At 41.9% G+C, this 24,029-nt stretch carries 18 protein-coding genes; 14 read left to right on the forward strand and 4 right to left on the reverse strand.

Going from position 1 to position 24,029, the window contains the following annotated elements; translation table 11 throughout:
• Positions 1 to 10: 10 nt before the first annotated feature.
• Complete coding sequence (locus L884_RS0116450; protein WP_028768522.1) at positions 11 to 3,607, reverse strand: ATP-binding protein; 3,597 nt, start codon at positions 3,605 to 3,607, stop codon at positions 11 to 13.
• A 193-nt stretch (positions 3,608 to 3,800) separates the two neighbouring features.
• The gene (locus tag L884_RS0116455; RefSeq protein WP_028768523.1) at positions 3,801 to 4,754 is read right to left on the reverse strand and encodes an AEC family transporter; all 954 of its coding nucleotides are present in this window, start codon (positions 4,752 to 4,754) and stop codon (positions 3,801 to 3,803) included.
• Positions 4,755 to 4,896: 142 nt separating this feature from the next.
• Between L884_RS0116455 and L884_RS0116460 the strand changes: the two genes are divergently transcribed.
• Entirely contained in the window at positions 4,897 to 5,799 is a 903-nt protein-coding gene (locus L884_RS0116460) for a LysR family transcriptional regulator (protein WP_028768524.1), read from the forward strand.
• A gap of 434 nt (positions 5,800 to 6,233) precedes the next feature.
• Here the strand turns inward: L884_RS0116460 and L884_RS0116465 are convergent, their stop codons facing one another.
• Positions 6,234 to 6,839, reverse strand: coding sequence for a YjaG family protein (locus tag L884_RS0116465; protein ID WP_028768525.1), 606 nt, complete (start codon positions 6,837 to 6,839; stop codon positions 6,234 to 6,236).
• 1 nt (position 6,840) lies between these two features.
• Positions 6,841 to 9,441: a two-component sensor histidine kinase BarA gene (barA, locus tag L884_RS22265; RefSeq protein WP_425423499.1), complete on the reverse strand. Its 2,601-nt coding sequence runs from the start codon at positions 9,439 to 9,441 to the stop codon at positions 6,841 to 6,843.
• A gap of 290 nt (positions 9,442 to 9,731) precedes the next feature.
• Between barA and rlmD the strand changes: the two genes are divergently transcribed.
• The 13 genes from rlmD to rpoS all read left to right on the forward strand — a co-directional run bounded on the left by rlmD (position 9,732) and on the right by rpoS (position 24,002).
• The gene (gene rlmD, locus L884_RS0116475; RefSeq protein WP_028768526.1) at positions 9,732 to 11,069 is read left to right on the forward strand and encodes a 23S rRNA (uracil(1939)-C(5))-methyltransferase RlmD; all 1,338 of its coding nucleotides are present in this window, start codon (positions 9,732 to 9,734) and stop codon (positions 11,067 to 11,069) included.
• 216 nt (positions 11,070 to 11,285) lie between these two features.
• Positions 11,286 to 13,493: a GTP diphosphokinase gene (gene relA, locus L884_RS0116480; RefSeq protein ID WP_028768527.1), complete on the forward strand. Its 2,208-nt coding sequence runs from the start codon at positions 11,286 to 11,288 to the stop codon at positions 13,491 to 13,493.
• A gap of 98 nt (positions 13,494 to 13,591) precedes the next feature.
• Positions 13,592 to 14,395 (forward strand): nucleoside triphosphate pyrophosphohydrolase, encoded by an 804-nt coding sequence (mazG, locus tag L884_RS0116485; protein ID WP_028768528.1) that lies wholly within the window; start codon positions 13,592 to 13,594, stop codon positions 14,393 to 14,395.
• Between the two features lie 115 nt (positions 14,396 to 14,510).
• Positions 14,511 to 16,151, forward strand: a complete 1,641-nt coding sequence (locus tag L884_RS0116490) for a CTP synthase (RefSeq protein ID WP_028768529.1) — start codon at positions 14,511 to 14,513, stop codon at positions 16,149 to 16,151.
• A 269-nt stretch (positions 16,152 to 16,420) separates the two neighbouring features.
• On the forward strand, positions 16,421 to 17,716 hold the full coding sequence (eno, locus tag L884_RS0116495; protein WP_028768530.1) for a phosphopyruvate hydratase: 1,296 nt from the start codon (positions 16,421 to 16,423) through the stop codon (positions 17,714 to 17,716).
• An 89-nt stretch (positions 17,717 to 17,805) separates the two neighbouring features.
• Entirely contained in the window at positions 17,806 to 18,099 is a 294-nt protein-coding gene (gene ftsB, locus L884_RS0116500; protein WP_028768531.1) for a cell division protein FtsB, read from the forward strand.
• Between the two features lie 84 nt (positions 18,100 to 18,183).
• Positions 18,184 to 18,876 (forward strand): 2-C-methyl-D-erythritol 4-phosphate cytidylyltransferase, encoded by a 693-nt coding sequence (ispD, locus tag L884_RS0116505; RefSeq protein ID WP_028768532.1) that lies wholly within the window; start codon positions 18,184 to 18,186, stop codon positions 18,874 to 18,876.
• Positions 18,877 to 18,915: 39 nt separating this feature from the next.
• Positions 18,916 to 19,395, forward strand: a complete 480-nt coding sequence (gene ispF, locus L884_RS0116510; protein WP_028768533.1) for a 2-C-methyl-D-erythritol 2,4-cyclodiphosphate synthase — start codon at positions 18,916 to 18,918, stop codon at positions 19,393 to 19,395.
• A 78-nt stretch (positions 19,396 to 19,473) separates the two neighbouring features.
• Positions 19,474 to 20,535 carry a tRNA pseudouridine(13) synthase TruD gene (truD, locus tag L884_RS0116515; RefSeq protein ID WP_028768534.1) on the forward strand — a complete coding sequence of 354 codons (1,062 nt, stop codon included), beginning with the start codon at positions 19,474 to 19,476 and terminating at the stop codon, positions 20,533 to 20,535.
• Positions 20,536 to 20,537: 2 nt separating this feature from the next.
• Positions 20,538 to 21,287: a 5'/3'-nucleotidase SurE gene (gene surE / locus L884_RS0116520; protein ID WP_028768535.1), complete on the forward strand. Its 750-nt coding sequence runs from the start codon at positions 20,538 to 20,540 to the stop codon at positions 21,285 to 21,287.
• A gap of 98 nt (positions 21,288 to 21,385) precedes the next feature.
• Positions 21,386 to 22,021, forward strand: coding sequence for a protein-L-isoaspartate(D-aspartate) O-methyltransferase (locus L884_RS0116525; RefSeq protein WP_028768536.1), 636 nt, complete (start codon positions 21,386 to 21,388; stop codon positions 22,019 to 22,021).
• 58 nt (positions 22,022 to 22,079) lie between these two features.
• A complete protein-coding gene (locus tag L884_RS0116530) occupies positions 22,080 to 22,967 on the forward strand; it encodes a peptidoglycan DD-metalloendopeptidase family protein (protein ID WP_156925711.1) in 888 nt (295 codons plus the stop codon).
• Between the two features lie 75 nt (positions 22,968 to 23,042).
• Entirely contained in the window at positions 23,043 to 24,002 is a 960-nt protein-coding gene (rpoS, locus tag L884_RS0116535; RefSeq protein WP_028768538.1) for an RNA polymerase sigma factor RpoS, read from the forward strand.
• Positions 24,003 to 24,029 lie beyond the last annotated feature (27 nt).

Below are 24,029 nucleotides of genomic sequence, written 5' to 3' on the forward strand. Positions count from 1 at the left end.
ACATTTGAGGTTATTGGCTTTGTTTGCTTAGCCATTGGTTAATAGTGTTAACGACAATATCAATTTCAATGTTGAGCTTATCAATTGCCGCGGCAATATTGTGAGGGTCAACATTTTCACATTCAGCTGCAGCTTGTGCCAGTTGTGTCAGTCCTAACGCGTTTGCGGCGCCCTTAATTCTGTGGCCTAAGGCTGGCAAAGGAACGGCCTTATTTGCAATGAGTGCTTTATCTTCTAATAGAGAGTCTCTTACGATAGCTGATAGCTCTAGTCGTTCTTCATCGCTATAGTCGTTAAGCCAGTTGAGGCGTTCTTGGCTATCGTCTTGTTCTTGCTTTGAGCAATAGCGACTAATTAACTCGGATAGTGCGTTGAATGTATAAGGCTTATATATAACCTCGCTCATTCCAACATTTGCAGCTTTTTCTGCAACTAAACGCGAGTCCTCAGCAGTGCAGCCAACAATTGTAAGGCTTTTAAACTCAGGTTTAGCGCGTAATTGGCGTACTAACTCATAGCCATTTAAGTTTGGCATATGGCAATCTGTGATAAGTAAGTCTATTTCACTTCTATGGGAAGATAAGTATAACAAAGCCTCAAGGCCATCATTTACTGTGATAACCTTGACACCTATCTTTCTTAACTGCTTTTGAAATAAAAAGCGGTTAATTGGGTCATCATCTGCAACCAGAACTGTGCCTTGATACTGTTGTCTCGGATCTAATCCCTGACCATCTAGTTGGTGATCTGCTTTAATCACTTGCCTTAATAACAGATCTGGATACAGATTCCTCCCTTCAACATTCACTTCTGTTATCTCGGTAATCTGTTGACTGACTGGCTCATTAACTCCCCAAGCGGCTAACCATTGGCGTGCATTCTCATCTTTACAATATGCCTCTGAAACAAGAGGTTCGCGTATTGTAGTCAAGGTTACAGGTATATTTACAAAGACCTGAGTGCCAATATATTGCTCACTTAAGACAGATATTTCTCCGTTCATGAGTTGGACTAAATGTTGGACAATAGACATGCCTAAGCCTGTGCCGCCATATTTTCTATTAATACTGGCATCGGCTTGAGTAAATGGCTGAAATAGGGTTTTAAGCTGTTCCTCAGTCATACCACAGCCGCTGTCTTCTATAGCAATCTGCAGCATATTATCGTTATGACTAACGCGTATCTTAATTGTTCCAGATTGGGTAAATTTTACTGAATTACCAAGCAGGTTATTAATTATTTGACTGAGACGCAGCCAGTCCAGCTCTGCGTGGCAATATTGAGTCGGTTGCCAATCTATAATGAAGTCGATTTTTTTTAGTTTTGCAGATGCTTCATGTAATCTAAAACTTGTACCTAACTCTTCAAACAAGTTGCTTGAATAGCTATCTAACTGGAGTTGGTCTGCTTCCATTTTTGAGAAATCAAGAATGTTGTTAACCAAACCTTTTAATCGTTCGGCAGATGCAAGTGCATTTTGCATTAACTCTTTATTTTTCGACGTCTTTATTTCAGGATTAAGTAGCTCCATTAAGCCCATCATTGCAGCTAATGGTGTGCGTAATTCGTGGCTGATAATCGCTAAGAATGATTCTCTGGCTTTTAAGGCCTCAATCGCTTGCTGTTGAGACTGCTTTAACTCATTTTTGCGAAGTTTTAGTTCGGTAAAGTCGGCAAAAACAGTAATGTGATATTGGTTACCGTCGTTGTGATTAACCACATCCCGTGAGACTCGAAAATACTTACCACCAATAATGCATTCATTAAGGGCGACATGTACTACGTTATTGGCAACTTCTTGATTGATACTATTAATCACATCCAAGAAACTGCAGGCTGTTTGTTTTTCTATACAATTGTTATCTAGGCAGCTTTTGAAGCAGTCATTATAAGCTTTGTTAGAAAGCAGTGGCTTACCCTCTGCATCTGAAATGAGCACCATGCCTGGAAAGCTGTTTAATACGCTAATAAGCCACTGGGTTTTCTCATCTGACTTTTGGCTTTTGGCGCGTGCTTCTTGTAAATAGCCTTTGAGTTTGGTGTTCCACAGTACAGCTGCGATAACGACCACAACAAAGAAAAGCAGCAAAATAATAATAGTGCTTCTAGCTTGTTTTCTACCATCGACATACTCTGTATGAACACGCTTGTGGCTTTGTACGGCCAGTTGGACTTCATTTGGCGTGGTAATAGCAATGGCAATATTAAACATATCTCTTAACGCTATAGAGTCTTGGTTAAGTCTAATCGCCATGAGAGTTTGTAGCTGTTTTTTCTGGCTATCAACTAGCTCAAAGCTGGTGCTGTCACCATAGTATAAGTAGTAATCTGCAATGCTTTTAGGTATGTAAGCATGAGTGATCACACCTTGCTCAATATCGTTTTTTAATAGAGAAAAGTCACTATAAATAATAGGCTCGTTTAGAAAGCCAAATACTTCATGTTTGGACAGTTTTTTGCTGCGATCTAAAATTGCTATTTTTTCATGCTGGTAGTTTTTTGTGGTACGAATATACGACCAGTTAATCGTGTAGAAAGGCTTAGTTCGTAAGGTGTTAGATAACTCACCTTTTGTGATCTGATAAGGAGCTGGAATGAAGTCGACTTTTTTATCAGCCAGAATTGTTTCTATTGATTGGCCGTTTGGGTAAACATACTCAAAGTTTAGACCGGTTTTTAACGCAAAAATTTTGATTATATCGTGGATATAACCTGAGATCTGGCCTGTCGCTTCTGCAATATAAGAGACTGGATATAGATCATCTTCTATGGTGTAGCGTATCGTCTCTCTATTGTATTGCTGATAGATAGCTTCAATAGCAAGCTCATTCTGAAGCATGCTTAAGTTGTCGAAGCTAAAAGGTTTGATGACATGGTTATTCTGAGTTTGCTTTTGGTATTGATTGAGAATATCCATTAACCGAGAATTATTTTTCGCCGTTATAAAAGATGACAGCATAGGCTGGCTGCTTTCGTTAAATACAATATCACCCAACCAATCCCCAGCGGCTGCAGTTTGATAGTAATGGTGCACGGAGCCAAAATGTATAATAGCTCCGTCAGCTTTACCTGTCGAAAGATGGTGGATTAGGCTTTTTAACGTCTTAACCTTAGTTAGCTTTCGGTAACCATTATTAGCCGTCGCTTCACAAGAGAATGAACCTTTCACACACACCCAATTCATATTATTAGCTGGAGTATGGCGGTAACTAGAATTACGTAACCAATTTAGCTGATAATTTGCAAACACAGGTACAGAAAACAGCAGATGTTTTTCTCGCTCTGCCGTTGGTATAAAGCCAAGAGATAGGTCTGCTTCGCCCGATGCTACCGCATTTAGTAATCTATCTAAGCTGCTATAATTTTTAAATTCGATTGCGACATTTAAAGCTTGAGCGAGTTCTTTTAGGTAGTGGGTATATACCCCTGATTCACCAGACGATGAGTTATTCCAGTGAGTTCGCAAACCTGTGCTAGGAACAGCAACTACAAGTGTTTTTTTGTTTTGTAAGAAAGATTTGTCTTCCGGAGTTAGTTCAAAAGAGTGTGCTAATGGAAAACTAAAAAGTAGGTTGATGAACAACAGGAAAACAACAAGCTTTGTCATTTTTTGAGCAGTGAATAAAAAAAGGTGGCGAATAATAATCTACAAATTACTTTTTGACCAATCTATTTTTAGCATTTATTGATGTATTTAAAGCCTTGAATATTTGTCTATTCAATTTCGCACTATAGTCGTTAATCAAAGGTTGATTTCTTAGTTCTTTTTATTGTTTTTTGCTGCAGTTGAGTTAGTTAGGCTAAAGCAAAAAACGCGCTAATAAGGGTAAGCTGGCAAAAGTAAACAGGGTGCCTAATAAAATCCCCTGTGCACTAGTAATTACCTGAGTTTGATAACGCTGTGCAAGTAGGTAAACGCTCGCTGCAGTTGGTAATGCGGCTAAAATGACACCCATGGCAATTAATTGCGGTTCAACATTAAGCCACTTCATTAATCCATAGGTGAGCGCGGGCTGAAATACGAGTTTTACTAGGTTGATAGCACTTATTTCTAGCGCCTGATTGATATTGATAAAACGCGAAGAGCGTTGATATTGTCCTGATTTGGCTAATACCATACCGATAGCAAGTAATGCACAAGGGCTTGAGGTCATGCCGAGTTGTCTAATCATCAAAGCCAGACTCTGTGGTAGGTCAAAACTTAAAGCAGATAGCCCTATGCCTATCAAGCTTGCCACAACGATTGGGTTTTTGACTAACGCTAGAAAAATGATTTTGGGCGCAGAACCTTTACCTTTATTAACATTCATCTCGAGTGAGACAAGAGCAATGGCAAACATAAATACCGACAGCAAGCTGGCAATAGCTGCAGCGGCTAAAGCAATTTGCTCTGATGGAAACAGCATGGCCATTAACGGAATGCCAATAAAGGCAGTATTACCGAAGGTAGCATTAAGTGCGCGCATGGTGGCACAAGCACTTTGGTTTGGAGTCATTACTTGTGATGCAAAATAGCTTAAAAAATAACAGCTAATCATTGCTAAGCTGTAGCCGAATATATAACCCCAGTGGAAAATGTCTTGGATTGGCGTTTGCGCTAACGTAATTAACATGATGGCCGGAAAAGCGATGTAGTAAACATATTGATTTAGAACTTGATCGGTTTCCGCAGGCAAAAGTTTACTCTTTTGCACTAAGGTTCCTAATAGCATAATGCCGAATACGGCAACTAATGGGGTTAATATCGTAGGCATATCCGCTCTATTTCGTTTAACGCTAGAATGAAACAAGTAAATGATTGAGCTAAAACAGTATCATAATTCTACTTTAGTGTAATATTGAGCTTAGGTCGTAGAGCGGTTGAATAATCGTGTTTAGATACTAAGGTCATTATTAATGAGCAGCAACTTTGGGTTAGAGTTACAACTGATCTATCAGTTTGTGCATCTAGTTAATGCCGGTAGTTTTTCTCAAGCAGCAAAAGAGCTAGATATGCCTATTGCGACAGTGAGTCGCAAGCTGACTAAACTAGAGACGGTATTAGATAAACAACTGTTGATGCGTAATACCCGTAAACTCAGGTTAACCGAAGAGGGCTTAGCGTTATTTCAGCAATATCAGTCAATCATTTCCCAATTTGATAGTATCAGCGGTGCAACAGTTGATAAGCCCGAAGGGACTTTACGGATTGCTGCGCCTGTGTCGATTATTTCAATGATATTTATCAAAACCCTGAATGAGTTTTGTGAATGCTATCCCGATATTCAACTGCATATCGTTCAGAACAATAATGTTATCGACTTAATTGATGAAGGCGTTGATGTTGCCATTGTGGGCGGGACGCAGCCAGATTCTTCTTGGATCTCAAGCTCGTTAGGTGTACTTAATTACGGGCTTTTTGCCTCAGTTGATTATGTTGAAAAGGCTCCGCCATTAACTCATCCAAGTGAATTAGTAGAGCACGACTTGATAAAAGTTTGGCCACTTTATAATTGGTCGCTAAAGCATCCGAATGGAGAATCATTTTATTATGATGGTAAAGCTAAATTAACCTTAAGTGACTTACACGGTGCGGTTGAAGCGACTATGGCCAATGCTGGAATTCTGTATGGCCCAGAGTTATTTGTGAAAAAACAACTTAAAGCCGGCAGCCTTAAGGTATTATTACCAGAGTGGATTGGTGAGAAAAGGCGGATCTCAATTTTGTACCATCAGCGCAGTCATCAACCTTTAAAAGTTCAGCTGTTTATCGAGTTCATGCAATCTAAAGCGGAAAAGCTGTTTTCGATGGATGATTAATAGCAATCAATACAGAATTTGATCAACTCAGAAGTAGGCTGCCAAAAACGCGCCAGAATGGCGAGTTTTAGCGATTCTGATGCTGTGACTCTTAATAAGGGAGCTTGAACCTAGTTCAACTATGTTCTTCGCTCATTGCGAGCTGCATGGTCTTGTATGTTCCAGACATACATAAGACATTCCCTCCATCCATGGAGGTCAGATGCAGTGAATATCATAAAAGCACGACTATATGGATATAGGAGGTACGAGACTATGGATGGTCGAAGGTAGAATAATGCCGGAGCGATAATCGAGAATAATGCAGGAGCAGTTACCGAGAAGGACTTAATGACTTTGCCTCAAAACCGCTAAATTCCGCTGAGTGACTGAATGTTTATACTGATTGGTATAACTAAAAAGCGCATCATTTTATGCGCTTTTTAGTTGCTTCGTTACTTACTCGCTTCAATGCCGATATTAGATACACCAATTTCAACGATTTCTCGGCGCAACTCTTTTATGAAGTCAGCTTTCATATGCGGGTTTTCTTCAATGATTTCTAGAAGAGAGTTTTGCATCTCTTTTTCTTCTTGCATCACTTCATGAGCAAAGATGTAGTCATCTAATGCATCTTCACTAGCAAACTCTTGCTCGCAAGTAGCTTCGATATAGTTTGCTACAGTAGCTGAAGATAGTTTGCTGATATTAACAATGTCTTCTTCAACTTTACTTTGCAGGGCGCTAATCAGTGATGTAAGAGCTACAACTGCGTCCATTGCTGGGTATACACCATAAACATCAAAATCAGCGGGTTCTGGTGTATTGTCTTCGAGACGCTGAAGGTAAATATCAATATTGAGCTTTAGCTTGTTATCGTACGTAGACTGCCAAAGTAGGTTTAGTAAGGTATCGAGTACTTTTGGATCGCCAAATTCGCATACCTCAGAAAATAACTGGTAGTTTGGTAGCATTCGCTGGCATAGGGCAATCGCAAAAAGCTTTTTTTGAGGTAACTCTAATGCTTTTAGGCGTTTAAAAAATCCCTGTTTGTTTGTCATCTTATATATCCACTGATAGCTGGGAGATCACTTGATTAGCGGCAGATTCTACCTTAGTTAACTCGTCAAGTAACTCTAGTATTTCAGGTTCTACGTCATCAATTGTGACGCCGCGCTTTAAAGCTGATTCAATTTCTTTGCATAATTTCTGTGTGCTGGGCACCCCACAATAACAACAAGCGCCATGAAGCTTATGGATACAAGCTAGCATTTTGTCATTGTCAGCTTGGGACAATGCGGTTTCGATATGCTCCACGGTCTCAGGTAGCGACTTTAACAGCATTTTCAACATATCTAATGCTAAGTCTGGCTTGTTATTCGCTTGGGTCAAGCATAGGTCCCAATTTAGTGTACGTTGATCAAAGTGGGTGAATTTAGGTTTGGTTTTCCAACGGGTGATAACGCCTTTTAATGCCGCTTCATCTATCGGTTTAGGTAAATATCCATCCATGCCGCTGCTAGATATACGCTCTCTTTCCTCAGCGATGGCATGTGCCGTTACTGCAATAATAGGTGTATTGCGATTAACCGAATTACGCCTAATTTCTTTAGTCGCGGTAATGCCATCGGTGCCAGGCATTTGAATATCCATAAAGATCAAATCATAGCTGCGTTCTTGCGCAAGTTTAACAGCCAGCTCGCCATTATCAGCCACTTGCACTTGGCTAACTAACTCCCTTAATAAAGTATCAATCAGCTTTAAGTTAGCTGGATTATCATCAACTGCCAGAACGCTGAGGTTCTCAAGTTTTTCAGGCATCACAGCGGGAGTGAGTGGCAACAAACTGTCATTTAATGTAGATGAGTGAGGGTCTAGTAAAGACTTTGAAAGCAGTTTTTCACCAACAGGAATAGGCAGTTGTTTATCAATATAAGCACGCAATTGCGAAAAAATGGTTTCTTGTTCAATGCAATCGGCAATTAACATTAAGTAATTGATATTTGGTTTCACCCGTTTGAGAATTCTTGCTGGCGAGCCGGATAAGTTAATCGCACGACAACTAAATAACGCGAAGTCAAAGACCAGATCGCCTTGATTGTTAACTGCTTCTAATTGCTCGAGATCTTTTACCAAGCTTACTTTCATGCCCCAACGTAGCAGCATGCGTTTAAGTGTTTGCTGGCTGAGCGAGTTAGGTTCGAACAATAAGATTGTTTTCCCCTGAAGAGAGGTCATAGGTAACGCATCGTGAATTGGATACTGACTGATATTCAGTGGTAAAGATAACCAGAAAGTTGAGCCTTGTTGAGGCGTTGAGTAACAACCGATTTGTCCGCCCATACGATTAACAAGACGTTTCGTTATCACCAAACCAAGGCCAGTTCCGCCAAAGCGGCGAGAGATAGAAGAGTCAGCTTGGCCAAATGCTTGGAACAATGAGGCTTGTTGTTGTTCATCTATACCAATACCTGTATCAATAACCTCACAGCGGATATGTACTTTACCGTCTTTAATATCTTCAAGTTGCAATTTTAATTGTACGCTTCCTTTGTCAGTGAATTTTATCGCATTACCAACAAGATTGGTGATAATTTGGCTAAAGCGCATGGCATCGCCGGTGACGTCCTCAGGGATCTGTGAGTCGACATCGATAACCAGCTCTAACTCTTTATCGCGAGCGGCGCTGGAGAGCATGGTTACAGTTTCTTCAATGGTTTCTCGCAGTGAAAATGGAATATTTTCAAGTACCATTTTACCCGCTTCTAGTTTTGAGAAGTCGAGAATGTCATTGATAATACTGAGCAAGTTGGTGGCGCTACGTTCAATAGTGCGAATGTAGTCTTGTTGACTCGAATGTAATGGGGTTTTCAGTAACTGTTTGGCAAAACCAATAACACCATTTAGCGGTGTTCTTAGTTCGTGCGACATGTTGGCTAAGAATTCAGATTTAATGCGACTGGCCTCTTGAGCACGCTTTTTAGCCATATCAAGTTCGACGTTTTGGATCTCGATCTGCTCTAAGGTTTCACGTAAGTCTGAGGTCGCTTGGTCAATATTTTGTTGCATTTCATCGTGGTATTCCGACAATGAGCCGGCCATAGCGTTAATGCCACGTTTGAGTAAATCGAGCTCACCGATAAGGTTACCGGTTAAACGCGTGTCTAGCTTACCTTCACGAATCTTGGCAACTACTCGTACCATTTCGGTAATAGGTTGGGTAACGTTTTTTACCAGTCTAAAAGTAAAAAATAGATTTAATTGCACCCCAATTAACACAATGATGAAAGCCGCAACAGCCGCCCTATGTTGCTGCAGTAACGCATTCTCTTTGTTGATTAAAATGGCAATATAACCAATTCTATTGATATTGGAAGCGGATTGCTGAATAGAATCAAAGCCTTGAACTTGCGCATTTTGACTGGCAAAAATAGGGCTGCGTAAAATCATGCTATCGCCCACTTGTTCAAGCTCTGTACGAAGCATTGATTCAAGCGGTTTACCAAAGCGCATTATCTCATGGTTTTTATAGTGATGAGAGGTGACTACAACGCGGTTATCATCATCGAAGATAGCAATAAATTGCACTAGCGAGGCTTTATTTAGCTGAGCTGAGGTGATTAACCTTTTGGTGGTTTCAAAATCTTTACTTTCAAGACCCACTTCGGCAGCAATAGCTAAAGGTTCGATAATATTGCTTGCTTGCTTGCTCTATGAGCGTATCTTCGAGTTCATAGAATCTATTTATGGTAAAATAGCTACCCAATAAAATACCCACTAAAATAGTTGGGGCTAACGCCAATACCAGAACCCATGATCTAAGGCTGTATTTGGTCATATTCTTGGCATCATTCATTCTTTGTATGGGTTACCATTAAATATAGTGTGAGTATTCGATAGACTGCCAGATATTGACCTGTCTTGGCCAGTTTTTTATCTATTTCGAGAGCAAAATGGCACAATTTTTTAAAGCAAAACCAAGTAGATCTAAGCAATTATCGTCAAAGCTGGCTCTAGACGTCACTCAACTTGACCATCTTGGAGCGGGTATTGCTCATCATGATGGCAAAATCGTTTTTATTAATGGTGCGTTACCCGGGGAAACGGTTTCGGTGCAATTAACTGAGCAAAAAAAGAAATTTGCTCGGGCAAAACTACTAAAGATACAAAAGGTATCAGCTGAGCGTGTCGAGGCTGCTTGCCCGCACTTCGCACAGTGCGGTGGTTGTGATTTGCAGCACCTAAACTTAGATGCTCAACGTACGCATAAGGCAAATACCTTAGTCGATTTGGTCGCAAAGTTTGCGCAAACTCAAGCGAGTGAAATTTGTCAGCCATTAACTGATAGCCCTTGGCATTATCGCCGCCGAGCAAGGCTTGCAACTTGGTATGACAAGAGCACTAAACATATTAGTTTAGGTTTTAGAGCAAGTAGTAGTAGCAAGGTGGTTGAGATCCAGTCCTGTGCGGTATTGGCGGAGCCGTTGTCTGCACTTATCCCTGAACTTGCTTTTTTGCTTAATCAATTAAGTGGCAAAAAAGCCCTAGGCCACGTTGAGCTAACTGAAGCAGATAATGGCAACTTTGCTGTGCTGCGCGTCACTAAAGTTTTGTCTGATAAAGATAAGGCGCGTTTAGTTGAGTTTGCGACTAAGCATCAGGTTATCGTATTACTGCAAGATGATGACGGCCAATGTGAGCATTTAAACGGTGCGGGGGAGCTTCCTTATTATGGCTTCGATGGCAGCCAAGTTAAGCTCGACTTCTCTCCTGGTAACTTTATCCAAGTCAATGGCAAGGTAAACCAAGCTATGGTTAACCAAGCGGTAGCATGGTTGTCGCCTCAAGCGGGTGAGCGAGTGCTGGATCTGTTTTGTGGTATTGGTAACTTCAGTTTACCGCTTGCAGTAAATGGTGCTGAAGTCATTGGGGTGGAAGGTGTTCCAGCAATGGTTGAGCGTGCGCGTTTGAACGCTAAGCAAAGCGGTTTAGATAACGTGTCGTTTTACCATGCGGATCTCAGTGCCGATTTATCGAAAGAGCCTTGGCTAGGCAAAGTCGACAAGATGTTGATTGACCCTGCTCGTGCGGGAGCATATGAAAGTATGCAATCATTAAACAAACTAAAACCAAAAGCGTTAGTATATGTGTCTTGCAACCCTGCTAGCCTAGCTCGCGACAGTGAAGTGATTTTAAAGCAGGGTTATCAGCTTAAAAAAATTGGTTTAATTGATATGTTTCCACAAACCCATCATCTAGAATCGATGGCGCTGTTTGAGCTTAAAAATTAAATAAAAAGACACAAAAAGATACATTTAGTGAAACCTTTTGTTTAAATATAACTCATACAATTCAAACTTCGGCATTATCGGCGTTTTAAGTAGCAATTGTCTGCTTTTGTTGATTGACAATAATTGCTGAATAGCGAATATAGAGCGTATTAATTAAAAAGGTGGGGTTAATAATTTGTTAGCTTCTGTCTGGGGTATGTAAGGGAAGTAAAATCGATGGTATCTGTTCGTGAAGCACATTTTAGCGATCCTGATTTTCAAATTGAAGAATGGGTACAACGTTATATTAGTGATGCTTCTGAAGCTCAAACTCTTTTGTCCTTAATTGAACAGGTCGAACTGCTCGTGGGTCAAAAGAAAGAGGCGAGCGTTACTGTCTTGAAGCGTGCACGAGAGATGATAGAGATCCTTGCGCCGTTAAATATGGATATTGAAACCCTGCAAGCAGCGATCTTGTTCGTGGTGTTTGATGCGGATTTGATAAGTAAACAAGACATCGAAGAAGGCTTTGGCGATAAGTTATCGATTTTGGTTTCTAGCGTTGAAACCATGAATGCCATCGGCGCATTGAAAATGGGTAATCAAACCCGTAATGGTGAGCCACAAATCGACAATATCCGTAAGATGTTATTGGCTATGGTGGAAGATGTTCGCGCCGTAGTGATTAAACTTGCTGAACGAATCTGTCTTTTACGCGAAATCAAAAATGCCGATGAAGAAGTTAAAGTGCTTACTGCGCGTGAAATTGCCGATATTTACGCGCCTTTAGCAAACCGTTTAGGAATTGGTCAGTTAAAGTGGGAACTTGAAGATATCTCGTTCCGCTACTTGCACCCACAAACCTATAAAGACATCGCCAAACAGCTTGATGGTAAACGTCTTGATAGAGAAACCTTTATCGATGACTTTGTTAGCCAACTACAAGCACGCTTAGATAAAGACCAAATCCGCGCAAAAGTATATGGCAGACCTAAGCATATCTACAGCATCTGGAAAAAGATGAAGGGCAAGCAACTCAAGTTTGATGAGCTGTTTGATGTGCGTGCGGTGCGGATTGTGACCGACCGTCTGCAAGATTGTTATGGCGCATTGGGTGTGGTGCATACGCTTTGGCATCATATTCCGCGTGAGTTTGATGACTACGTGGCTAACCCTAAGCCAAATGGCTATCAGTCGATCCATACTGTGGTTGTTGGCCCTGAAGATAAAACGGTTGAAATTCAAATTCGTACTGAGCAGATGCATGAAGATGCAGAGCTTGGGGTGGCGGCGCACTGGAAATATAAAGAAGGTAGCGCTAGCGGCAAACAAAGTGGCTATGAAGAAAAGATTAATTGGCTACGTAAAATCTTGCAGTGGCAAGAAGATGTTGCTGAAAGTGGCAATCTAGTCGATGAGGTACGTAGTCAGGTATTTGAAGACCGAGTCTATGTATTTACCCCTAGCGGCGAAGTCGTCGATTTACCACTTGGCTCAACGGTACTCGATTTTGCTTACTATATTCACTCACAAGTTGGCCATAAGTGTATTGGTGCCAAGGTGGATGGTCGTATTGTGCAGTTTACTTATCAGGTTGAAACTGGTCAGCGAATTGAGATTATTACCTCTAAACATCCAAACCCTAAACGAGATTGGTTGAACCCAAACCTAGGCTATATTCGTACTTCGCGTGCACGCTCAAAAATTCTGCATTGGTTTAAGCAACAAGACAGAGATAAAAATATTGTTGCTGGTAAAGAGATGCTGGAAACTGAGCTGGCAAAAAGTCAATTGAACATAAAAGACGCGCAATCAGCAGTCGAACGCTTTAATTTGGTGAGCATGGATGATTTGCTCGCTGGCATCGGCGGTGGTGATATCCGTCTAAATCAAGTGGTCAATCATGTTCAGAGCCGTTTGCGTACTAAAGAGCTGACTGACGAAGCTGCGGTTGAAGACTTAGTTAAGAAAAGCCAGAGTAAATCGACTAAAAAAGGTAAAGGGCAGGTTGAAGTCAGTGGTGTAGGTAACTTAATGAGCCACATTGCTAAGTGCTGCCAACCCGTGCCGGGTGATGAAATATTTGGCTTTATTACTAAAGGTCGTGGGATCTCGGTTCATCGGGCAGACTGTGACCAAGTCAAAGAGTTACTACGCGCCTCACCTGAACGTGCGGTTGACGTAGTTTGGGGGGAGAACTACTCCGGCGGTTATAAGATCCGTTTGAGTATTGTGGCTAATGACCGCTCAGGATTATTGAGAGATTTAACTTCTGTGCTGGCTGCAGAGAAAACTCATGTGATGGCCATGAGTTCAACCTCCGATGTGAAAACGCAAACAGCAATCATAGAGTTAGAGCTTGAGCTATATAACCTTGAAGGTTTATCTAAGGTACTGTCGAAGATAAACCAAGTCGATGGTGTGATGCAGGCACGCAGACTTTAACTTAATGAATTGAAGTTAGTGAAAATGCTCTGAGAATAAAACAACGGCAACTTTAGGTTGCCGTTTTTATGTTGAGCTGATTGGTACAAGGAAAAGAGATGAGTAAGCAAATAGCAGATCTAACACCATTGCTGAATATTATGGAAAAGCTACGGGATCCTGACAACGGTTGCCCATGGGATAAAGCGCAAGACTTTAAAAGCATTGTGCCTTTTACAATAGAAGAAGCATATGAGGTCGCAGACACTATTGAGCGTATGGCATTAGATGAGCTGCCTGATGAACTTGGCGACTTGCTGTTTCAGGTGGTGTTTTATTGTCAGCTAGGTAAAGAGCAAGGCTTGTTTGATTTTGAGGCGGTAATCAGCCGTATTTGTAACAAACTCACTCGGCGTCACCCTCATGTATTTGATGGGCTAGCAGCAACGACCACCAGTGAGATTAAACAAAACTGGGAAGCTTTAAAAGCCGAGGAGCGTAGTAAAAGACAGCTTAACTCAGTGCTTGATGATATCCCGCTTAGTTTACCAGCCTTGTCACGCTCGATAAAAATTCAAAAACGCGTTGCTCGTGTTGGCTTTGACTGGGCAGAGCTTGAGCCTGTGGTGGCAAAAATTCATGAAGAGATAGATGAAGTACTTTATGAAGTGCAGCAAGAAACTATCGAGCCTAAAAAAGTGCAAGATGAAATGGGTGACTTATTATTTGCTGTGGTAAACCTTGCACGGCATTTAGGAGTTGAGCCAGAACAAGCATTAAGACAAGCAAATCAAAAGTTTGAAAGACGTTTCCGTGGCGTTGAAGCTTATGCACAAGCTGATGGTCGAGCGATGACAGAACATTCTTTGGCAGAGCTTGATGGCTACTGGGATAAGGTAAAACAGGATGAAGCAAACAAATAACTTAACTTTTAAGTTAATTGTAGTTTGTCGAATCAATGTTGCTTTGGTATAATATTGCCCCGTCCTAGTGCTTTCTTACAAGCACATATCTCAAACTCATTTTCTCAGGTTCAGCATGACTACAAGGTATATCTTCGTTACTGGTGGCGTGGTTTCATCACTAGGTAAAGGCATTGCAGCAGCATCTTTGGCTGCAATATTAGAGGCTCGCGGCCTTAACGTAACCATTATGAAGCTGGATCCATATATTAACGTCGATCCAGGTACCATGAGTCCAACACAGCACGGTGAAGTGTTTGTGACAGAAGACGGCGCTGAAACAGATCTAGACTTAGGTCACTATGAGCGTTTCATCCGTACTAAGATGAACCGTCGTAATAACTTTACTACGGGTCGTATTTATGAAGAAGTTCTTCGTAAAGAGCGTCGTGGTGACTATTTAGGTGCAACCATTCAGGTTATTCCGCACATTACTAATGCTATCAAAGAAAAAGTTCTTGCTGGTGGCGAAGGTCATGATGTTGCAATCGTTGAAATCGGTGGCACGGTAGGTGATATTGAGTCACTACCTTTCCTAGAGTCTATCCGTCAGCTAGGTGTTGAACTTGGCCGTGATAGAACACTATTTATGCATCTAACGCTAGTACCTTTCCTAGGTGCTGCTGGTGAAGTTAAAACTAAGCCTACACAGCACTCAGTTAAAGAACTGCGTTCAATTGGTATCGCTCCAGATGTCTTAGTATGTCGTGGCGACCGCGCTATTCCTGCAAATGAAAAAGCGAAGATTTCGCTATTCTGTAACGTCGAAGAACGTGCAGTTATCTCATTAAAAGACGTAGACAGTATCTATAAGATCCCTGCGTTATTGAAAGCGCAAGGTTTAGATCAGTTAGTGACTAAGCGTTTTGGTATCGATTGCAAAGAAGCAGATCTTTCTGAGTGGGAAAAAGTTATTTACCAAGAAGCTAACCCAACGGGTGAAATCACCATTGGTATGGTTGGTAAGTACATTGAACTACCTGATGCATACAAGTCAGTTAACGAAGCATTAAAGCATGCGGGTTTATTTAACCGCGTTTCAGTTAACATCAAGTACATTGATTCACAAAACGTTGAAGCTAAAGGTGATGAAGTGCTTCAAGGTTTAGATGGTATCTTAGTTCCTGGCGGATTCGGTGAGCGTGGTGTTGAAGGTAAGATCATGGCGGCTAAGTACGCTCGTGAAAACAACCTGCCATACTTCGGTATCTGTTTAGGTATGCAAGTAGCATTGATTGAGTTCGCTCGTCACGTTGCAGGTTTAGAAGGTGCACATTCAACTGAATTTATGCCTGAAACACCGCACCCGGTTGTTGGTTTGATCACCGAGTGGATCAATGAAGACGGTAAGCTAGAAGAGCGTCACGAAGAGTCAGATCTTGGTGGTACTATGCGTCTTGGTGCACAACTATGTCACCTAGAAGAAGGTACTAAAGCTGCTGCTGCATATAAAGGCAATACTTGTGTTGAACGTCACCGTCATCGTTACGAAGTGAACAACAACTACAAAGAGCGTCTTGAGAAAGCTGGCTTAATCTTTAGTGGCTTGTCATCAGACCGTTCTCTAGTTGAAATGATTGAGCTACCAAACCACCCATGGTTCGTAGCTGGTCAGTTCCACCCAGAGTTCACCTCAACTCCACGTGATGGCCAACCATTATTTGAAGGTTTTGTAGCAGCGGCTGTTGCTTACCAAAACCGTGATTTAGAAGACTAATCCACACCAAAACCGCTTCCATGCTATGGGGGCGGTTTTTTTGTTTGTGGTGTTGCAATACAGATTGGCATAAAGGATTTGTCACTTAGAAAGAGTTCAGCGTTCAATGAGCTTTAAAGGGATTACCATTCAAGCTCATTCGCCTTTCAAAGCGCAGCTTTTACTCTGAGTTGACTTGTTCTCTTGCCTCTTTGCATAAGTTTAGATGAACAGAATTTCGTTTTACTTTTATCTTTAAATTTATCTTTAAAACTTAAATCGAGGGCATTATGGCTAAGATTATTAACATTATCGGTCGCGAAATCATGGATTCTCGCGGTAACCCAACTGTTGAAGCTGAAGTTCATTTAGAAGGCGGATTCATGGGTATGGCTGCTGCACCATCTGGTGCATCAACAGGTAGCCGTGAAGCACTAGAACTTCGTGATGGCGATAAAGCACGTTACTTAGGAAAAGGCGTACTTAAAGCGGTTGAAAACATCAATGGTCTTATCCGTGATGCACTTATGGGCAAAGATGCAACTGCACAAGCTGCGCTTGACCAAATCATGATTGACCTAGATGGCACAGAAAACAAAGATAAGTTAGGCGCTAACGCGATTTTAGCTGTGTCTTTGGCTGCGGCTAAAGCTGCTGCAGCATTTAAAGGCATGCCTTTATATGCACATATTGCTGAGCTAAATGGTACACCTGGTCAGTACTCAATGCCTGTTCCTATGATGAACATCCTTAACGGCGGTGAGCACGCAGATAACAACGTTGATATTCAAGAGTTCATGGTTCAGCCTGTTGGCGCTAAGAACTTCCGTGAAGCACTGCGCATGGGTGCTGAAATCTTCCACAGCCTCAAGGGCGTGTTAAAAGCAAAAGGCTTAAGCACTTCAGTTGGTGATGAAGGTGGTTTTGCACCAGACTTGGCTTCAAATGCTGATGCACTAGCTATCATCAAAGTTGCTGTAGAAAAAGCAGGCTACCAATTAGGTACTGATGTAACACTAGCACTAGACTGTGCGGCATCTGAGTTCTACAAAGATGGTCAATACGATCTATCAGGTGAAGGCAAAGTATTCTCTGCGAACGGTTTCTCTGATTTCCTAAAGTCACTTACTGAACAGTATCCAATCGTTTCTATTGAAGATGGTTTGGACGAATCTGATTGGGACGGTTGGGCTTACCAAACACAAATCATGGGCGACAAGATCCAACTTGTTGGTGACGATCTATTCGTAACTAACACTAAGATCTTAAAGCGTGGTATCGACAATGGTATTGCTAACTCAATCTTGATTAAGTTTAACCAAATTGGTTCATTAACTGAGACATTGGCTGCAATTCGCATGGCGAAAGAAGCGGGTTACACTGTTGTGATTTCACACCGTAGTGGTGAAACAGAAGATGCAACGATTGCCGATCTAGCAGTAGCGACTTCAGCTGGCCAAATCAAGACTGGTTCACTATGCCGCAGTGACCGTGTTGCTAAGTACAACCAACTACTTCGTATTGAAGAACAGTTAGGTGAAAAAGCACCATATAACGGCCTTAAAGAGATCAAAGGTCAAGCGTAAAGCGCGATAAACTTAAAAAGGTCACCACTTGGTGGCCTTTTTTGTTGTACTATCTATTTAATATTCTCAACTTCTTGCTATTTTGAACCATGAAACGCCTTCTTTTTGTATTAATTGCTTTACTTGCGATGCTGCAGTACCGCTTATGGTTCGGTGAAAAAAGCCTTGCCGAATCCTTTCACTTACAAGAGCAAATTAAATTACAGCAACAAAGTAATGCGCAGCTCGTTGCAAGAAATCAGGTGCTAAGAGAAGAAATAAGCGATTTACGCAGTGGTACTGAAGCGCTAGAAGAGCGTGCTCGCAATGAGCTTGGCATGGTTAAAGAGGGCGAAACATTCTTTCGTGTTGTTGGCGGCGAGCGCCCGAGTGACTCAAATTAACTCGAGCGACTAAAGTTTTAATCAAGTGCAGCTCTATGCACTTTTAATTGCTAGTTACATACCTGCATTATACGGAACTCATTTATGAGCCAAACCCCTGAACAAATTATTGCCATTGTCCCAGCTGCTGGGATAGGCAGTCGCATGGGAGCTGAGCTTCCTAAGCAATACTTGATATTAAATGAGCAGACTATTTTAGGCCATACATTAGATTGCCTTCTGTCGCACCCGCAAATAGATAAAGTTATCGTAGCGTTGAATCCGCAAGATGATTATTTTGCTAATTTAAGCCAAGCGTCACACCCTAAATTACAATGTGTAACCGGGGGCAAAGAGCGAGCGGATTCGGTGCTAGCCGGGTTGCAATTGGCTGATAGCGGTGCGTGGGCATTAGTGCATGATGCTGCTCGTCCCTGTTTAACCCATCAAGACATTGATAAGTTAATTGCTTCTGCTGCCACGTTTCCTCAAGGTGCGATATTGGCAGCGCCTGTACGAGATACTATGAAACGTACTAGTGGTGAAGGTGTGATTACTGAAACCGTTTGCCGAGAACAGTTATGGCACGCGTTAACGCCACAGTTTTTTCCGGTCGCAGAGTTAAGCCGTCACTTAACCGCGGCATTGGCAGCAGGCGCGCTAATTACAGATGAAGCCTCTGCTATGGAATGGGCTGGTATTATGCCTGCAGTTGTCACGGGCCGTGCTGATAACATAAAAGTCACTCATCCAGATGACTTGCAACTGGCATCACTTTTTCTTAAAAATTCAATTTAGGCGACTTAAGTCTGATAAGCAAAGCTGGTAGGTAATGTAATGAAAATTAGAATTGGTCACGGATTTGATGTGCATAAGTTTGGCGGTGAGCCGCCGCTGATTTTAGGTGGAGTAGAAGTACCTTACGATGTTGGATTAGTAGCACATTCTGACGGTGATGTAGTATTACATGCAATTTCAGATGCTATTTTAGGTGCGATGGCTCTAGGCGATATTGGTAAGCATTTTCCTGATACGGATCCTGAATTTAAAGGTGCCGACAGCAGAGTTTTATTAAGACACTGCTATAAATTAGCAACAGATATGGGCTTTATCGTATCGAATCTAGATGTGACGGTTATTGCACAGGCCCCTAAAATGGCGCCGCATATCGAATCAATTAGAGCCGTACTTGCAGACGATCTCGCGACTGATATTAGTGATATCAATGTGAAAGCCACAACCACTGAAAAGTTGGGTTTTACCGGAAGAAAAGAAGGCATCGCAGTTGAAGCTGTGGTGTTGATGATAAAAGCCTAGCGCTTTATCGCAAGTGTAAACAGCCTGCCCAAATTAATTGTTGCGCAGCAAGAAAGATGAATGAGACAAGTAAGCGATATGAGCGAATTACATTATTTATACGGCAAACCTACATCTACTGCCGACCTACGTACCCATAACAGTGATTTTCAAGTACAGGAAATTTTACCATTTGCACCTACTGGTGAAGGAGAGCATCACTTACTGCACATACGCAAAGAGGGGCTTAATACTGTAGAAGTCGCTAAAATGTTGTCAGGTTTCGCTCATGTACATCCGAAAGAGGTGACTTACGCAGGTCAAAAAGATAAGCATGCGGTAACAGAGCAATGGTTTGGTGTGCGTATTCCCGGTAAAGAAACGCCTGATTGGCAACAACTTAATAGTGAGCAGATCACAATATTGAGTGCATCACGGCATGCTAAGAAATTGCGCATTGGCGCGCTTGCTGGTAACCGTTTTACCTTAACCTTGCGCAAGGTTAGTGATATTGATGATGTTATTGCTCGAATTGAAAAAGTGAAGCTGCAAGGGGTTCCCAATTATTTTGGTGAGCAGCGCTTTGGTAATGACGGTAAAAATTTAGTTTTTGGTCGTCAGATGTTTACTGGACGTAAAGTCAAAGACAGAAATAAACGCAGCATGTATTTATCAGCTGTACGTTCTAACCTATTTAATCTTGCCTGCTCAGCGCGTTTAGCAACTTTTGGTACTTCAACATTGTCAGGTGACTGCGTACTACTTGCGGGCAGTAAAAGTTACTTTATCGCAGAGACATGGGATGACACCTTAAATGAACGGTTAGCGAAAAAGGATATTCAACTTTCAGCGCCGCTTTGGGGGCGTGGTTTGCCGTTGGCACAAGGTGAAGCTGCGACATGTGAGGCAGATGCATTAGCCCAGTTCGCTGTCGATAGAGAAGGGCTTGAGCAAGCAGGGCTAAATCAAGAGCGCCGTGCATTGTTACTTGAACCACAGCATCTGCAATATCAAGTAGATGGAGATACCATTATCTTAAAGTTTGCATTACCATCAGGCTCTTATGCAACTTCAGTACTGCGGGAACTGTTTGCCTATCAAGATGTAAAAGAACTAGCCCGTAAGCAGATGCTCGCTGAACAAAATCGTACCGAGGTATAGTCATGAAGATTTTGATCAGTAATGATGATGGGGTTAATGCTGAGGGCATTGCTGCTTTAACGCGGTCTTTAAGTCAGATAGCTGAAACCTTGACTGTGGGGCCTGACAGAAATTGTTCAGGTGCTAGCAACTCGTTAACCTTGACCAATCCCCTACGAATTAATAGGTTAGATAATGGGTTTGTATCAGTTAGTGGTACACCCACAGATTGCGTGCATCTGGCGATTCGAGAATTGTATCAACAAGAGCCGGATATGGTGGTTTCGGGCATTAATGCTGGCGCGAATATGGGTGATGATACCTTGTATTCAGGCACTGTTGCAGCAGCAATGGAAGGCCGTTTCTTAGGTTTTCCAGCTATTGCAATTTCGTTAGTTGGTCACAAACTGAAGCACTACGAAACAGCTGCGCATTTTGCACTAAAAATTGTTAAAGCTTTACAAGCGCGGCCGATAGCTCAAGATAAGATCCTTAATATTAATGTGCCAGATCTGCCGTTAGATGAAATAAAAGGCATAAAAATAACTCGTCTTGGGGCGCGTCATAGAGCAGAGGGAATGGTCAGGACTCAAGACCCTGCTGGTAGAGAAATCTTCTGGTTGGGCCCGCCTGGTGACGAACAGGATGCCAGTGAAGGAACGGACTTTTTTGCTGTGGCTAATGGTTATGTATCAATTACGCCGTTAACTGTGGACTTAACAGCGTTTGAGAAACTTAATGCTTTGGAAGACTGGTTAGCCGATATTGACTAATAGTGTGAAAGCTGTAGTTGTTTAAAGTGGCTGCTTTTAGATGCAGCCGTTTTACTTTGTATTGAATCTGTTTATTTTAAAACTATGGAAAATGATTTATGACTTTTGTCGCCTCAACTTCTGCATTGAACCTCGCAAAAAGATTGTATGAGGCTGGGATCCGTAATGAATCAGTATTAAAAGCTGTAGCGAATACCCCTAGAGAGCAGTTCTTAGAGCCAGCCCTTGGGCATAAAGCTTATGAAGATACCGCACTTCCTATTGGCCAAGGGCAAACCATTTCACAACCTTATATTGTGGCCAAAATGACGGAGATTTTGTTGCAATCTGCTCCGAGTAAGGTACTCGAGATAGGTACTGGCTCAGGTTATCAAGCTGCAATTTTGGCACAACTTGTACCGCAACTTTGTACCGTTGAGCGGATTAAAAGCTTACAGATCCAAGCTAGACAGAGGCTAAAACGGCTTGATCTACATAATATTGCTTTTAAATATGGCGATGGTTGGCAGGGATGGCCTAGTAAGGGACCATATGATGCAATCATGGTGACAGCGGCTGCGAGTTCTATTCCAGAGGCGCTACTCGCGCAATTGGCTGATGGTGGCGTATTGCTTATTCCTGTAGGAGAAGCAAACCAACAGCTTATGAAAGTAACCCGTGCTGCAGATAAATTTACTTCACAAGCAATTGAGATGGTACGTTTTGTTCCACTTGTAAACGGTGAACTTGCATAATGGTTGTCACTATTAATGACCAACGAGTAACTTTGCTTACCGGAGCTCAGTGTTAATAATGCGTTTAGTTAGCTTTCTTATTATCCTTGTCTTGTTATCAGGCTGTAGTTTTCAAGCTGATAGGCCTGCACCTGTAGAATCACTAAATGGGCCTTCGACGCCATCAATTAGTAGAGGTTCGCTCACCGGCAGTAAGTACGTAGTTAAAAAGGGTGACACTTTATATTCGATCGCTTGGGGCGCAAATAAAGATTTTGCAGAGTTAGCCAAGGTGAACCGTTTGCCAAACCCTTACACCATCTACCCTGGACAAGTATTGAGTCTTAGCTCTAAAAAAACTGTTACAAATAGCAAACCGGTCAAAAAAGTAGCTCATGTTAAACCGAAAACAAGTGTAAATACGAGTAAAAACAATAACAAACAACAGGTAACTAATACTGCGTCAGTCGAAAGTAGTAAAAAAGATTGGTCAAAAAAACAGCTTGATCCAAGTCAAAAGCCTGCGTATTCTGTAACAACCAATCAACAAAATACTAACCGAGTTATCCACAAGCCAGCCGAGCTTCCTGAAAAGGTGAGTAAGTGGTTATGGCCTGTAAACGGTAAAGTGATTGGAACATTCTCAGCCAAAGAGCAGGGAAATAAAGGTATAAAGATCGCCGGTAACCGGGGTGATGCTATCAAAGCTGCAGCGAACGGTAGAGTCGTTTATGCAGGTAGTGCGCTTCGAGGCTATGGCAACTTAGTGATCATTAAACATAGCGATGACTACTTAAGTGCTTATGCTCATGCTGACAAGATCTTAGTGAAAGAAAAGCAAGTTGTTAATGTTGGTCAAACAATTGCGACAATGGGTAGTACCGGCACTAATAAAGTGATGCTGCATTTTGAAATTAGGTATCACGGAAAGTCAGTTAACCCACTTAAATTTTTGCCTAAAAAATAGTTTTTAGGCCGCCAAATTTGGCAAATCGGAGGATAGTGAAGTGCAGTAATTAGATGAAAATTTGGGAGAGATATTATGGGCAGACCTACAAATGCGGCTGTTGCAGAGCAAACAAAAAACGACTCGTTTAACGAGCTGACTAATGAGCAAAATGTTAAAGAGGCTGAATTAGAACAACAAGTCCAAGATGACCTTCAGAAAAACCTAGATGCCACTCAGCTGTATCTTGGTGAAATTGGATTTTCCCCGCTCCTCAGTGCAGAGGAAGAGGTGTATTTTTCGCGTAAATCCCTTAAAGGTTGTGAAAAATCACGCAACCGCATGATCGAAAGTAATCTTAGACTCGTTGTAAAAATTGCACGTCGATACAATAATCGTGGCTTAGCGCTACTTGATCTTATTGAAGAAGGCAATTTGGGCTTAATTCGAGCCGTTGAGAAGTTTGACCCTGAACGTGGCTTTCGATTTTCTACCTACGCTACTTGGTGGATTAGGCAGACAATCGAGCGCGCGATAATGAATCAAACCCGAACTATTCGTTTACCTATCCATGTTGTTAAAGAGCTAAATGTCTATTTACGTACCGCTAGAGAGCTAGCGCATAAGTTAGATCATGAGCCGACAGCAGAAGAAATTGCTGAACAACTAGACCTCCCAAGCGCTGACGTAAGTCGGATGCTAAAACTCAACGAAAGAATTACCTCGGTTGATACACCGCTTGGTGGTGAGAGCGATAAAGCATTATTGGATGTACTAGCAGATGATGACAATGTCGGTCCTGACTATAAAGTACAAGATGAAGACATGTCCAAGTCTGTTGTTAAGTGGCTAGATGAGCTAAATACAAAGCAGCGAGAAGTGCTAGCACGCCGATTTGGTTTGTTAGGTTATGAGCCGTCGACATTAGAAAATGTTGGTAAAGAGATTGGCTTAACTCGTGAGCGTGTACGCCAAATTCAAGTGGAAGCCCTAAAACGTCTTAAAGACTTGCTAGGCGCTCAAGGTCTTTCGGTTGAGGCAATTTTTAAAGCGTAAAGCCTACGTATGATAAAAAGAAAAAGC

This window comes from Shewanella fidelis ATCC BAA-318 (assembly GCF_000518605.1).
Classification (GTDB): domain Bacteria; phylum Pseudomonadota; class Gammaproteobacteria; order Enterobacterales; family Shewanellaceae; genus Shewanella; species Shewanella fidelis.